Annotated in this window: 13 protein-coding genes; all 13 read left to right on the top strand. The window is 47.6% G+C overall.

From position 1 onward, the window contains the following. Positions 1-154 precede the first annotated feature (154 nt). The 13 genes from mazG to ftsH all read left to right on the top strand — a co-directional run bounded on the left by mazG (position 155) and on the right by ftsH (position 13587). Entirely contained in the window at positions 155-1648 is a 1494-nt protein-coding gene (gene mazG, locus PAHA3_RS29045; protein WP_062838087.1) for a nucleoside triphosphate pyrophosphohydrolase, read from the top strand. Positions 1649-1956: 308 nt separating this feature from the next. Further along, complete coding sequence (locus PAHA3_RS29040; protein ID WP_017691362.1) at positions 1957-2229, top strand: HU family DNA-binding protein; 273 nt, start codon at positions 1957-1959, stop codon at positions 2227-2229. Continuing rightward, on the top strand, positions 2229-2507 hold the full coding sequence (locus PAHA3_RS29035) for an RNA-binding S4 domain-containing protein (protein WP_036606120.1): 279 nt from the start codon (positions 2229-2231) through the stop codon (positions 2505-2507). The genes PAHA3_RS29040 and PAHA3_RS29035 overlap by 1 nt, the downstream gene beginning before the upstream one ends. Before the next feature lie 174 nt (positions 2508-2681). Beyond that, positions 2682-2966, top strand: a complete 285-nt coding sequence (gene yabP / locus PAHA3_RS29030) for a sporulation protein YabP (RefSeq protein ID WP_056697424.1) — start codon at positions 2682-2684, stop codon at positions 2964-2966. Further along, positions 2963-3532, top strand: coding sequence for a spore cortex biosynthesis protein YabQ (gene yabQ, locus PAHA3_RS29025; protein WP_062838086.1), 570 nt, complete (start codon positions 2963-2965; stop codon positions 3530-3532). Before yabP ends, yabQ begins: the two co-directional genes overlap by 4 nt. Before the next feature lie 11 nt (positions 3533-3543). After that, a complete protein-coding gene (locus tag PAHA3_RS29020) occupies positions 3544-3879 on the top strand; it encodes an FtsB family cell division protein (RefSeq protein ID WP_062838085.1) in 336 nt (111 codons plus the stop codon). 198 nt (positions 3880-4077) lie between these two features. Beyond that, positions 4078-4608 (top strand): S1 domain-containing RNA-binding protein, encoded by a 531-nt coding sequence (locus tag PAHA3_RS29015; protein ID WP_017691357.1) that lies wholly within the window; start codon positions 4078-4080, stop codon positions 4606-4608. 480 nt (positions 4609-5088) lie between these two features. Continuing rightward, on the top strand, positions 5089-7596 hold the full coding sequence (gene spoIIE, locus PAHA3_RS29010) for a stage II sporulation protein E (RefSeq protein ID WP_201028121.1): 2508 nt from the start codon (positions 5089-5091) through the stop codon (positions 7594-7596). An 85-nt stretch (positions 7597-7681) separates the two neighbouring features. Then, positions 7682-8434: a VWA domain-containing protein gene (locus PAHA3_RS29005; protein WP_062838084.1), complete on the top strand. Its 753-nt coding sequence runs from the start codon at positions 7682-7684 to the stop codon at positions 8432-8434. Next, positions 8418-9365: a serine/threonine protein kinase gene (locus PAHA3_RS29000; RefSeq protein ID WP_062838083.1), complete on the top strand. Its 948-nt coding sequence runs from the start codon at positions 8418-8420 to the stop codon at positions 9363-9365. Before PAHA3_RS29005 ends, PAHA3_RS29000 begins: the two co-directional genes overlap by 17 nt. Before the next feature lie 44 nt (positions 9366-9409). Further along, positions 9410-10849, top strand: coding sequence for a tRNA lysidine(34) synthetase TilS (gene tilS, locus PAHA3_RS28995; RefSeq protein ID WP_062838082.1), 1440 nt, complete (start codon positions 9410-9412; stop codon positions 10847-10849). Between the two features lie 52 nt (positions 10850-10901). After that, entirely contained in the window at positions 10902-11441 is a 540-nt protein-coding gene (hpt, locus tag PAHA3_RS28990; RefSeq protein ID WP_017691352.1) for a hypoxanthine phosphoribosyltransferase, read from the top strand. Between the two features lie 100 nt (positions 11442-11541). After that, on the top strand, positions 11542-13587 hold the full coding sequence (gene ftsH, locus PAHA3_RS28985; RefSeq protein WP_062838081.1) for an ATP-dependent zinc metalloprotease FtsH: 2046 nt from the start codon (positions 11542-11544) through the stop codon (positions 13585-13587). Positions 13588-13885 lie beyond the last annotated feature (298 nt).

The raw sequence follows: 13885 nt of genomic DNA, 5'->3' as shown, positions 1-13885 counted from the left end.
ATGCTCACGGTGCTTCTGCATCCAGCACTAAGAATATGCAATTATAGGATATCGAATGATTCTGGTATAATACGTGTAATTATAGAGCGCCATCCTGTTCCGATATGATGAATATGTGAGCTTGAACAGGATGGTTCGGATGGAGGTTTACGTAATGAGTGCAGCTTTAACCGTAGTTGGTCTTGGATCTGGAGATGCAGACCAACTGACCGTAGGTATTATCAAAAAAATGAAACATGCAGCTACGCTGTATGTACGCACCCTGGATCATCCCGTATTGAATGATCTGAAGCAAGAGGGGCTGGATATGACATCATTTGATGCCATCTATGAGGCGAAGTCTTCCTTCCCCGAAGTGTATGATGAGATCGCGAACCAACTGATAGAGGCCGCTCGCAAGGGCGAGGCCGGAACTGAGATTGTGTATGCCGTTCCGGGTCATCCCATGGTGGCAGAAGCAAGTGTACGTTTGCTCAAAGAACGTTGCCCACAGATGGGTATTTCACTGCGTGTCATGGGTGGAGAGAGCTTCCTGGACGAAGCCTTTATACGGCTTGGTTTCGACCCAATCGAAGGATTTCAACTCCTGGATGCCAGCAGCCTGAACACGGAATTGGTACAACCACAGCTACATACGTTGATCGGACAAGTCTACGATGTGTTCACTGCTTCGGATGTGAAGCTATGCCTGATGGAGGTTTACCCGGATGATTATCCCGTATTTGTGGGTCATGCGCTGGGTGTACAGGGTCAGGAGGTTATTCACAAAATTCCGCTACACGAACTGGACCGGATCGAAGGGTACGGCAATCTGTCACTGATCTATGTACCGAAGAACACCGATGATGCCTTGCGTCGCCGATCCTTTGCGCGTTTGCATGAGATTGTGAACATTCTTCGCAGTCCAGGTGGCTGTCCATGGGATCAGGAGCAGACACATCAGTCCATTCGCAAAAACCTGATTGAAGAGACCTATGAAGTCATTGAGACGATCGACGAGGATGACCCCGACCATATGAAAGAAGAGCTGGGTGATCTGCTGCTGCAGATTTTATTGCATTCCCAGATGGAAGAAGAGGTTGGCACATTTAATGTGTATGATGTCATCGAAGGTTTAAATGATAAGCTGATTTTCCGTCATCCGCATGTGTTTGGCGATAATCAGGCAGAAGATGCGAATGAAGCTCTTCAGAACTGGGAACAGATGAAGGCAGAGGAGAAAAAACGCAAGGGTCTGGATCAGCAGAAGGTTTCCGTGCTGGACGGCATACCGCGTGACTTGCCTGCATTGATGAAAGGATACAAGCTACAGAAGAAAGCAGCCAAAGTGGGCTTTGACTGGGATGATGTTGAAGGTGTGTTTGCCAAGATCGAGGAAGAGCTGGCGGAATTGAAAGAAGCGGTGCAACAAGGCCAGTCTGCAGAAGAGCGGAAGCTTGAACTGGGTGATTTATTATTCGCAGCTGCGAACGTTGCAAGATTCATCGATACAGACCCGGAAGAGGCACTCGCTGCCACCAACCGCAAGTTCGTTGGGCGGTTCCAATACATCGAAGAGCGTTTGCGCGAACAGGGAAGAACACCGGTAGATAGCAATGTAGAAGAGATGGAGCAATTCTGGCAGGATGCGAAGAAGGCAGGATTATAAGGGGTTCAATTTTCTGGAAAATACCGATAAACCTTATTCCATCATGCTATGCAGTGTGTTATGATATACGAACATGTGTTCATCTGTGTAAACTGGAGTTGTTGTTTAGCGACGGATGGTTTCGGGTACTGGTCTTAGACTGTCCCCTGCTGACCATCGACAAAAAGCTAAAAAAAGTCGCGGACCAAGGCAGGATTTCAGATGCCAAGCCAGAATACATGTGTAGTAACCTTACGCGAAACCAGTGGCAATCGAAGTATTGTCAGGAATCGCAGATACTTTTTTTTCAATTTGGGAGGCTTTTAAAAATGAACAAAACAGATCTGATTAACAACATTTCAACCAAAAGTGGTTTGACTAAAAAAGACGTTGAGTCCGTATTGAATGGCTTTTTGGGAGAAATTACAGATGCACTTGCCAGCGGAGACAAAGTACAATTGATCGGCTTTGGCACTTTTGAGACCCGCAAACGTTCCGGACGTACCGGACGTAACCCACAAACAGGGAATGAAATCGTGATTCCTGAGTCCACTGTTCCTGCATTCAAAGCAGGCAACAAACTTAAAGAAGCCGTAAAATAATGCGTCTTGATAAATTCCTGAAGGTCTCCCGGCTAATCAAACGCCGTACTGTGGCCAAAGACGTCTCTGAACAGGGACGTGTTCTGGTGAACGGACGTGAAGCGAAGCCCAGCGCCGCTGTTAAAGTAGGCGATGAGTTGACGGTTCAGTTCGGTCAGAAACTGGTCACCGTGAAGGTGGAACGAATTGCTGAGAGCACTAAGAAGGATGAGGCGAGTAGCCTCTACACCTTGGTTAAGGAAGAGCCGATCGCCAAGGATAACGGGATGAACTGGTAACAGTCCACCTGGTATGATTGAATACTCATTCAATGCAAGTTGAATCGAAACGTCCTCCTGTAACCGGGAAGGGCGTTTTTCTTTTATTAGATGCCGTGTTATTTGTTCAACAACGCTGGTTCTATTCCAACCTCTTCATCCATAAGCTAGGTGTAAGAAGGAGGGGTACATGCCATGGTTGAGCACGGTAAGGCCAAACAGCATCATCTGAGCATGCAGAATCGGAAACTGCTGGATCTGACAGGTGTCTCCAATGTGGAGAGCTTCGACAGTGAGGAATTTTTGCTGCAGACTGAACTTGGGCATCTGACCATCCGAGGGCACAATTTACATATCAAAAACCTGAGCCTGGAGGAAGGTCTGTTATCCATTGAAGGCACAGTCAGTTCACTCCAATATCTGGACCCCGGTTCCCAGTCCAAAAACAGTAAAGGCCTGTTTGGCAAGATGTTCCGATGAGTCCGGATACTCAATGGATCACATTGATGTGGATGCTTACTTCGGGGGTCGTGATGGGAATGGCCTACGACAGTTACCGGGTACTGTCCGGACAGCTGCGGTTTCCGAGATGGAGCATCCACACACTCGATCTGTTGTACTGGGTTGCTTCCGCGCTGTTCGTTTTTCGGATGCTCTACGCCGGAAATCACGGACAGCTGCGGTTTTATGTCTTTTTGGGGCTGATTATAGGGGTTTGCTTCTATTTTTGGCTTTTAAGTGTTACAACCCAGCGTTTTGTGGTAATGTTAATTAAACTCGCAAGAACGCTGATTCATTGGTGTGGACATATCCTTAACATCCTGATCGTTATGCCGGCTAAGGGGATTTATAAGTTAATTCGCGTATTATTCGGTTTTGTAATTGCGATACTATTATTCCTGGGCAGGCTGGTGCTGCAATGTTTGGTACCTTTCGGCAAGTTGTTCCGCTGGATGTTTAGGCCGCTCCTGAAATATTGGGTAACGCCGCATTGGATGATCCGTGTGGGTACAAGAATTGCAGCGATGTGGAAACGCTGGTTTTAAGGAGGTCCGTAATGGGTAAAACACCTGTGGGCAGATCAAAGGCTCCAACTAACCAAGGAAAATCTGCCGGTGCACGAAGGCGCCTCATGCTTTGGATGACGTTTATGATTGTATTTGTAATATGGGCAGGATATACATTCCTTGTGCAGAATGCACAAATTTCGGACAAGAGTTCTCATCTGGCTACTCAGCAAGCTTCAAAGGAAGATACGTTGAAGAAGCTGGAACAGTTGAAGTACGAAGTCAGCCGGTTGAATGACCCCGAATACATAGGACAGCTGGCACGGAAAAAGGGATATTATCTTCCTGAGGAAACGCCGATCCAGGTTGAAGAGTCAGGGAACTGATGGAATTCGGTCCATTACCGAGCTAGGTTTGTTATCCGTGTGTCTGAAGCCGTTAAACCGGAAAAAATAGGCTCTCTGATGGGGTAGTGTTCAGTTGACCTTGGTTTACGGCATAAGGTATAATTACATTAGCGCAGCATTGATTTTGGCATTCAAAAAATCGGGTTGTATATTTTTAAGGGAGGATCATTTTATTCTATGGCAATTGAAGTGGGCACCAAGTTAGAGGGCAAGGTGACAGGAATCACGCATTTTGGAGCATTTGTGGATCTGTCAGGAGGTGTCACGGGTCTCGTTCACATCTCGGAAATCGCCGACAATTACGTCAAAGATGTCAACGACCACCTGAAGCTGAATGACCTCGTTACAGTAAAGGTTATCAACGTTGACAAGGATGGCAAGATCGGACTTTCCATTAAGCAAGCTGTTGACAAACCGGTTGAGCAACAAACACAATCCAGACCCCCGAGAGCTCCTAGACCGGAACGCAGTGGAGGAGATCGCGAACGATTCAGCGGCGGAGGCCCAAGTGGTGGCCAAGGTCGTGGTGGCGGCGGCGGTGGATTTAACCGTGGTGACCGCGGAGGCCGTTCTTTCAAGCCCGCAGCAGGCAAACCTTCATTTGAGGATAAAATGTCACGCTTCCTGAAAGATAGTGAAGAGCGGATCTCTTCGCTTAAGAAGAACACAGAAGGCAAACGCGGTGGCCGTGGAGCTAAGCGTGTGTAATCTGTCTCAACCTGATCTAAACATATAAGAAAAACCGTTAGCCCTCGGGCTAACGGTTTTTTTGCGTTTACGTTCAACTTTCACAGATAAGTAGTTATTATCTTTTTTTGTAAGGTCAAGCTCCATATCCTCAGTTTTTCTGCACGGCAAAATGGAACCATAAGAACATTTGTCGTCTACCATTTTTTACCGACAGGTTTCCGTGGCATTCCACAGCTATCCTGCTCAAATGATGGCGAGGCCAAACCAACTCCGGTTCAAAATCAGACATTCCGCTTGTCGGAAACAGGTAGGAGAATGAATGAAACTACAATAAGGCCGGGGGTTTCGCACCACCGCGCCAAGCTCGTTTCTTTTGTCGTAAACTTTTTGGACCCTGCCCACCTATTCTGACAAACTACGTCTTCTAATCTATCTATAATCAGAACCATCGAGAACGAAACACGAAAATTCAAATTAATCGAATGGGGTGCCTTGAGGATGATGGAAAAGTGGAATGTCATTCAATTTCCGGGAATGAAAGCAGGTAAAGGAGGTACGGAAGCTCGGGAGGAGCTGTCGGTACGTCTGAAACAATGGCTTGGCTCCCGCAAGGCTGTCCAAATGGTTGCTTCCCGCAAATGGGTACTGCTGCTTACATTTATGGGGTTCCTGCTCGGAAAGGCGATGATTCTGAATGAATTATCACCCTTCGCCATTGCCTACTTCGCTGTGATTGCATTCATGCGCAGGGATTACATCATTCCGGTAGGTGCCGCGCTACTCGCAGGCAGTCTCTTTGCACCGTTCCCAGTACCGCTCATTGTTGCATCGGAGATCGCCATCTTCTATCTGCTCTTCCGTGGACTGGAGTCATATGATCGTGCTGAATTATCTTATGCGCCAACGATGGTGTTTACCACTACATTTATGGTGAAGTTATTCGCCGTCGTGATTGGACCATCCTTCAGCTGGTACGCAATGCTGATGCTCACGATGGATTCGGTACTAAGCTTCGTGCTCACCCTTGTTTTTATACAAGCCATACCGATCTTCACTTACCGCAAAAAAAAGTTCAGCCTAAAGAACGAGGAGATCCTCTGCCTGATCATATTGCTTGCTTCCGTCATGACGGGAGCTGTAGGGTGGACCATTCAGTCCTTGTCCGTCGAGCATATGCTCTCCCGTTATCTCATATTAATCTTTGCGCTGGTGGGCGGAGCCCCCCTCGGAGCCTCAGTTGGCGTCATTACCGGCTTGATTCTGAGTCTGGCTGACATGTCAGCAGTGTATCAGATGAGCCTGCTTGCTTTTGCAGGGATGCTTGCAGGTATGCTTCGAGAGGGTAAACGTGCGGCGGTTGCACTGGGAATGCTGCTGGGTTCGTCCATTCTATCCATATATCTGGGAGGACCGGGCGATGTCATGAACTCATTATGGGAGACGTGTGCAGCTATCGTACTATTCATGTTAACACCTAAAAGTCTGATGACGGCGATATCCAAATATGTACCGGGTACGCAGGATCATACCAAATCGCAGCATGAGTATGCCAAACGGATACGGGATATTACGGCAGAGCGGGTAACCCGTTTCTCACAGGTATTCCGTCAATTGTCCCGCAGCTTTGATCAGATGTCCGGTGCGGGAGAGCCGATACAGAAAGAAGGTGGAATGGATCATTTCATGAATGCGGTTGCCGAGGATACCTGTGCGAGCTGCTTCAAACGTGCGCAATGCTGGGATGCAAAGTTTATTCAAACCTACAAATATATGACGGACGTGATGAGTACGATTGAAGGAAATCCGGAGATCTCAGGCAAGCAGATTCCAGTGGACTGGAACAGGGTGTGTGCGAAACCGGAAGAGGTCCTTGAAGTCATGCGTGCCCAGTATGGACTGCATCAACATAACATGCAATGGAAGCGCCAGATTATCGATAGCCGGCAGCTGGTTGCAGAGCAATTATCCGGTGTATCTCAGGTCATGGAGGACCTGGCCAAAGAAATTCAGCGGGAAAGCGAGGAGATGGTACAGCAGGAGGAGCAGATTCGGGACGCATTGGAGTCACTGGGCCTCTCCATTCATTCTATTGAGATCATCAATCTGGAAGCGGGCAATGTTGAAATTGAGATTGTGCATGCATATACACGGGGATTCGATGAGTGCCGGAAAATGATAGCTCCGCTGATCTCGGATGTATTAGACGAGCATATTGCCGTCTTGCATGAGACCATGACAGATCCTCGTCAGGGACTGGCGACCGTTACGTTTGGTTCAGCCAAAACGTTCGAGGTAACCACCGGTGTTGCTGCTGCTGCCAAAGGGGGAGATGTGATGTCAGGCGACAGCTTCAGTACGGTTGAGTTAGGCAACGGTACATTCGCGGTGGCGCTCAGTGATGGAATGGGCAATGGGGAACGGGCGCGCATGGAGAGCAGTGCGGCGCTGAATATTCTGGAACAGCTGCTACAGTCCGGCATGGACGAGAAACTGGCGATCAAATCGGTGAACTCCGTTCTGATGTTGCGCTCACCTGAAGAGATGTATGCCACAGTGGATATGGCGCTGATTGATGAGTATACGGCGGAGACCACGTTTATGAAAATCGGATCGACGCCTAGCTTTATCAAACGTGGACAGGAGGTTATTCAAGTTTCAGCCAGTAATTTGCCAATCGGTATTATTAAGGATATCGAAGTGGATCTGGTGACGGTACAGCTGCAACCGGGGGATATCCTCATTATGATGACGGATGGCATCTATGATGCACCGGGGTATGCGGTGAACAAAGAGCTATGGATGAAGCGGCTCATTCAAGAGATTGATACAGATGATCCGCAAGATTTGGCCGATTGCCTGCTTGAGAGTGTTATCAGATATCAGCAGCATGAAATTTTGGATGATATGACCGTCGTTGTTGGAAAAGTAGAGCATTTCCGCCCTGAATGGGCCACACTACGTGTGCCTGGCATCAACCGGATGGAGCGTCCACGGACTGTCAGTTAATTGCATATTCTTCTGTTTGAAGTCTCTTCATTCTGGCAATGCTAGTCATAGAGTTGAAGAGTAACGAATAACGGAGGGATATCGGATGAAGCAAATCTTGTTGATCACCGACGGTTGTTCCAATGTAGGACCAAGTCCGGTGCTGGCAGCGGCCGAAGCGCAGGAAGAGGGGATTACGGTTAATGTAGTAGGCGTGATTGATTATGGAACCATTGGTGAGCTCGGTAGCAGTGAGATTGAGGATATTGCCAGAGCCGGAGGTGGAATCAGCCAAATTGTAGGTACACGGCAGCTTGCTCATACCATGCAGATGATGACAAGGAAAACGGTGGTTCAGACTATTCAGCAGGCGGTTAATAGAGAGTTAACACAAATTTTGGGAGAGAAGGAGCCCAAAACGGTAACGGATCTGGAGCCTGCTCAACGCGCCCGGGTCGTGGAAGTGATGGATGATATGGCTGAAACTACAGCCTTACAGGTGATATTGCTGATTGACGTCAGTGCCAGCATGAAGCCCAAACTGGCTGCGGTAGAAGAAGGCATTCGTGATTTAATGTTAAGTTTGCAGGCGCGTATTGGTCAGAGCAAGCTTTCCGTATTTCATTTCCCTGGGCGACACAGTGGAGAAGATGCGGTAATGGATATTGACTGGACAACGGATCCAAGCCGTGTTCGGTCCCTGTTTGGACGTTTGCAGATGAAGGGTGCAACGCCGACAGGTCCTGCAATTCAGAAGGTGATTGATTTTTATCGTTATGGTACACTGGAGAAACAGCAGGAAATAGAAGGGAACTATCGCATTGAAAGAGAAGGGATGCTCGGTGACAACGTTGTCTGACGCCTCTTTCCCGCCAGGAACAGTGGTTACAGGGAAATGGAATCGCAGTCGTTACACGATTCGGAAGCTACTGGGCAAAGGAGCCAATGGCATCGTTTTTCTGGTCCAACGGGGTGAAAATGGCAAACACTACGCGCTTAAAATGGGATTTGACCCGGTAGATCTGCAATCTGAAGTCAATGTGCTCAAATCTTTTCAACTACAGCGTAATCATGAGGCCCTTCGGCAGAGCGGCATTCCTTCCTATCTTAAAGATGTGGATGATTATGCCGTTCGTGGCCGGGATATTCCTTTTTATGTGATGCGTTACGTTCGAGGTGAGGCTCTTCATCACTTCATTCGGCGTCAGGGGACAGACTGGACACTTCTGGTTGGACTTAGACTCCTGCAGAAGCTGGCACAATTGCATCAGGCGGGATGGGTGTTTGGTGATCTCAAACCTCAGAATGTGCTGGTATCCGATTATGGGCAGGTGGAACTGATCGACTATGGCGGAGTTACGTCTATTGGTCGAAGCGTCAAACAGTTCACTGAATGGTATGATCGGGGTTTCTGGAATGCAGGTAGTCGAACAGCAGATGGTACCTATGATGTATTTGCTTTTGCATTATTGTTGATTCATGTACTTGAAGCAGACGCGCTCAAGGCATTGGCAGCCGAAGGGTTGCCGCAACTGCGAAGTGTAAATCAGCTTGTAGCGCTGGTGGAGCGCAGTGAACGACTGGGTCCTTTTCGTAACTGGACGATTCAAGCCTTGCGAGGTCAGTTTCGTGATGCAGGTCATGCGGCACAAGGATGGAAGGAAATGATGGCACGCCCCACGCCTCTCCGCCGTCGTTCCAACAGTACAACACCGCGCTGGCTTAAGAACGCATTTGCTGTATCTGTGATATTACTTATTGGGGTGCTCATCTATGCACTACGTTTCTGATCTGTGAGGGTGCATATACATAACGCAAGGAATGAGGAACAGGTATGGAGGCTTTACGCTGGAACATGCTGGTGAATAACGTGCTGGATGCAGCGGAAGAGCATCAGTTATGGGTTCCCGGGGATCGGATTGTCGTCGCAGTATCGGGCGGGCCGGACTCGGTGGCTTTTTTGCATATCATGCACGAGATCAGCAAGCGGCATGTGCCACTTGAATTGATCTGTGCCCACGTGCATCATGGCTTCCGGAGTGAATCTGATGATGAAGCGGAAAAAATGATGGAACTGGCACAACAGCTTGGTATTGCTTTTGAATGGATCAAGGCCGATGTTCCTTCATATATGGAGCTGACGGGTCAAGGACCACAGGAAGCGGCACGCAACAAGCGATATGCCTTTCTACATGAAGTGGCTGCCAAATATAATGCGGCAAGCATCGCTTTGGCACATCATGCCGATGATCAGGCAGAGACGGTCATGCTTCATTTGCTTCGTGGAACCGGCTTGTCAGGACTCGCAGGAATGAAGTTTAAAAGGCGAGAAAAAAATGTGGAACTTATTCGTCCATGCCTTCGTATAAACAAGACAGACCTTGTAGAAGCTTGTAATACCCAGGGTTTTATGTATTTCAATGATGAGAGCAACGCCTTGCGTAAATATCGGCGTAATGCCATTCGCTTGGATGTGCTTCCTTTTTTGGGGCAGTATAATGGACAACTCACGCCGTCATTGAATCGGCTTGCCGAAATTGTGGGTGATGAAGACGATTTCATGGAGCAGAGTGCATATGACACATACAGGTGTCTAGTGCAGGTGAACGGCGGAAGGCAAACCTTTGAGGTGCCTTCCTTCTTGAAGTTACATGTCGCTTTACAACGAAGGTTGATTAAACTAATATTGAATTATCTGCCTTTGGACAGTGATTTTGTCGACTTTACCCGTATAGAAACCATTCGGCGCAAGGTCATGGAGACCCATGTGACGACCTGGAGCCTGGATATAGGACAGACACTCGCCTGCACTCGGGAGTATAATCTGATTTCTTTTGGCATACGGACAGACGTACAGGATCAATCTTACGAGTATCGTCTTGCGCAATGGAGTGGAACTTATGAGCTTTCACTCACCCAAATTAACCGGTATATTCGGTTGATGTCGGTGAGTCCCGAGGACTATCATGTACCAGAATCGGCGGATCAAGCCGCGTTTGATGCGGATCAACTGCTTATGCCGCTGGTTGTGCGTTCACGGTTACCTGGAGATACCATGAAAGTGATGGGATTAAACGGAAGCAAAAAGGTGAAAAATATTTTCATCGATGAGAAAATCCCCCCATCTGTCCGTCCACGTATTCCTGTGGTATGTGATGGAGCAGGTCATATCATCTGGCTACCGGGTGTTCGACGGTCCAATGTGGCTCCTGTCAGGGATAGCACTTCCGCAATCCTGTACATGACTGTAGGCGATTCAGCGATTCAGGGGTAGTGGTTATGGTTCAGGTAAGGCTTTCATAGTATAACTTAGGGGGTTCGCACAGTTGCAGAACGACATTCAGGAAGTATTGATCAGTGAAGAAGAAATTCAGAGTAAAGTCAAGGAATTAGGCGCAACACTAAGTGCCGAATATGCAAATCGCAATCCTTTGGTCATTTGTGTGCTCAAGGGTGCGTTTATATTTATGGCTGATTTGGTTAAAAACATAACGGTACCTGTTGAAATGGATTTTATGGCGGTATCCAGTTATGGCGCTTCCACCAAGTCATCAGGTGTTGTCAAAATCATTAAGGATCTGGATGTATCCGTTGAAGGACGGGAAGTCCTGATTGTCGAAGATATTATCGACAGCGGACTTACACTCAGCTACCTGATTGAACTGCTAGAGAACCGCGGTGCCGAATCGGTGCGTGTGGTTACGCTGTTCGACAAGCCTTCAGGCCGTAAAGTGGAGTTGGAAGCTCATTACACAGGCTTTGACATTCCTGACGCGTTCATCGTTGGTTACGGTTTGGATTTTGCCGAGAAGTACCGGAACCTGCCCTATATCGGGATTTTGAAGCCGGAAGTCTACAGTAGCTAATATCCTGCCCGACCCAAGCCTTGAGCTGTTCTTGGCTTCTGTTGAGAAGCCATGTCGGGCTATGTTAAAATAATTAAAGTGTCTCGAGAGGAGGTAGGGGATGAATCGGTTCATCCGGAATTCTGGTTTTTATTTGATTCTTTTTTTAGTTGTGGTGGGGATAGTCCAGTTCGTCAGCAATGGCGGCGAAGCCACCGATAATCCTAGATATGATCAGTTGCGCACAGCGATCAAAGCCAACAATGTCTCTGAATTGACGGTTCAATTCAACGGTCAAACGTACCTCGTGACCGGTCAATACAAGAAGGCACCTGATGGCGCCAAATCAGAAAATTTCTCAACGTATATTCCTCCTACGGATGAGGCAATTAGTGAACTTGTAGCTGCAAGTGAAACTAACAATTTCCAATATCATCAGGAGCCAATGAAAGGTGACAGCATCTGGTTGACGTTGCTGACTTCCTTTATCCCTTTGATCATTATGTTCCTGCTGTTCTTCTTCCTGTTCAATCAGGCTCAAGGCGGCGGCGGTAAAGTAATGAACTTTGGTAAAAGCCGTGCTCGTCTCTATAACGAAGAGAAGAAGCGGGTTACGTTTGAAGATGTTGCGGGTGCTGACGAAGAGAAACAGGAACTTGTTGAGGTTGTAGACTTCCTTAAGGATCCTCGTAAATTTGCGGCAGTAGGTGCACGGATTCCTAAGGGCGTATTGCTCGTAGGTCCTCCAGGTACTGGTAAAACGTTGCTCGCTCGTGCCGTTGCCGGTGAAGCAGGTGTACCATTCTTCAGTATTTCAGGTTCCGACTTCGTTGAAATGTTTGTCGGTGTCGGTGCATCACGTGTACGTGATTTGTTTGAAAATGCGAAGAAAAATGCGCCATGTATCATCTTTATCGATGAGATTGATGCTGTAGGTCGTCAGCGTGGTGCTGGTCTTGGTGGTGGTCACGATGAGCGTGAGCAAACACTCAACCAGTTGCTCGTTGAAATGGACGGTTTCGGAGCTAACGAAGGTATTATCATCGTAGCCGCAACGAACCGTGCAGATATTTTGGACCCTGCCTTGCTGCGTCCAGGACGTTTTGACCGTCAAATTACGGTTGACCGCCCTGATGTAAGAGGTCGTGAAGCTGTCCTGAAAGTACATTCCCGTAATAAACCACTGACCAAAGATGTGAAGATGGATATTATCGCGAAGCGTACAACAGGTTTCTCTGGTGCAGATTTGGAAAACCTCTTGAACGAAGCGGCATTGCTTGCAGCACGTCGTAACCGTAAAGATATTTCCATGAAAGAAGTTGACGAAGCGATTGACCGTGTCATCGTCGGTACGGAGAAGAAAAGCCGTGTCATCAGTGATCGCGAGAAACGCATCGTTGCTTATCACGAAGCAGGTCATACCATTGTAGGATACTTCCTCGAACATGCTGATATGGTACATAAAGTGACCATTATTCCGCGCGGACGTGCGGGTGGATATGTAATCATGTTGCCAAAAGAAGACCGTATGCTGGTTACCAAGCAAGAATTGTTGGATAAAGTAACCGGACTCCTCGGAGGTCGTGTAGCTGAAGAATTGTTCATCGGAGAAATTGGTACTGGTGCATACAGTGACTTCCAGCAAGCGACAGGGATTGTTCGCAGCATGGTTATGGAATACGGTATGAGTGAGAAATTGGGACCTATGCAATTCGGAAGTTCACAAGGACAGGTATTCCTTGGTCGGGATATCGGTCATGAACAGAATTACTCAGATTCCATTGCTTACGAGATTGATCAGGAAATGCAACGCTTTATCAATGAATGTTATGAGAAATGTAAGGACTTGCTTGTTAAACATTCAAAAGAGATGCATCTGATCGCTCAAACTTTGCTTGAGGTAGAGACTTTGGAAATGGATCAGATCAAGCAATTGATCGAAACAGGTTCTTTGACGCCAAAAGCAGAGAATGACAATGATGGTGAAGGTACGCCAACTGAAGGCGGAGAGCCAATCATCGACAACATCGGTGATGTTCGTGTTCGCATTCAAGGTAAAGATGAAACGCCTGAGCCACCAGCCGGAGATATTCCGAACGAAGCTCCGAATCTGGAAAAGGGTAATAACAATAACCCGGATGATGGCGGAACGAAGCCAACGTCTTAATGAATATTACATCTGGCTAGGACAGCAGGTGAAATCAAGAGAGCCCGCGGGCTCTCTTTTTTTGTCCATTATTTTAAAAACGGATAGATAAAGATAAACGGGAGTTAGATGGCGAACCAGTTAGTAAACGGGTGGTTACGGTGCAGTTCTGGGCCTTTTTCATTTATTGACAGAGTCGTGAACGTTGTGTAAATTAGTTGTTAAACCGCTTGTGATTCGTTTCTCAAGCGAACATAACGACTTAGGATAGCCCTACGAAACAGCGCATGACGCTGTCCCGATAAAGGAGAGGATCAGA

Source organism: Paenibacillus amylolyticus, assembly GCF_001570725.1.
Classification (GTDB): domain Bacteria; phylum Bacillota; class Bacilli; order Paenibacillales; family Paenibacillaceae; genus Paenibacillus; species Paenibacillus amylolyticus_A.
Note: the sequence above shows the minus strand (reverse complement) of the source record. Positions and strands in the feature narration are given on the sequence as shown.

Bases quoted from the DNA above. Each gene is read 5' to 3' on its own strand.
- PAHA3_RS29005 (WP_062838084.1), top strand. From the start codon at position 7,682: ATGAAGCAAATCTTGTTGATCACCGACGGTTGTTCCAATGTAGGACCA.
- PAHA3_RS29040 (WP_017691362.1), top strand. From the start codon at position 1,957: ATGAACAAAACAGATCTGATTAACAACATTTCAACCAAAAGTGGTTTG.
- tilS (WP_062838082.1), top strand. From the start codon at position 9,410: ATGGAGGCTTTACGCTGGAACATGCTGGTGAATAACGTGCTGGATGCA.
- yabP (WP_056697424.1), top strand. From the start codon at position 2,682: ATGGTTGAGCACGGTAAGGCCAAACAGCATCATCTGAGCATGCAGAAT.
- yabQ (WP_062838086.1), top strand. From the start codon at position 2,963: ATGAGTCCGGATACTCAATGGATCACATTGATGTGGATGCTTACTTCG.
- mazG (WP_062838087.1), top strand. From the start codon at position 155: ATGAGTGCAGCTTTAACCGTAGTTGGTCTTGGATCTGGAGATGCAGAC.
- PAHA3_RS29015 (WP_017691357.1), top strand. From the start codon at position 4,078: ATGGCAATTGAAGTGGGCACCAAGTTAGAGGGCAAGGTGACAGGAATC.
- PAHA3_RS29035 (WP_036606120.1), top strand. From the start codon at position 2,229: ATGCGTCTTGATAAATTCCTGAAGGTCTCCCGGCTAATCAAACGCCGT.
- PAHA3_RS29020 (WP_062838085.1), top strand. From the start codon at position 3,544: ATGGGTAAAACACCTGTGGGCAGATCAAAGGCTCCAACTAACCAAGGA.
- ftsH (WP_062838081.1), top strand. From the start codon at position 11,542: ATGAATCGGTTCATCCGGAATTCTGGTTTTTATTTGATTCTTTTTTTA.
- spoIIE (WP_201028121.1), top strand. From the start codon at position 5,089: ATGATGGAAAAGTGGAATGTCATTCAATTTCCGGGAATGAAAGCAGGT.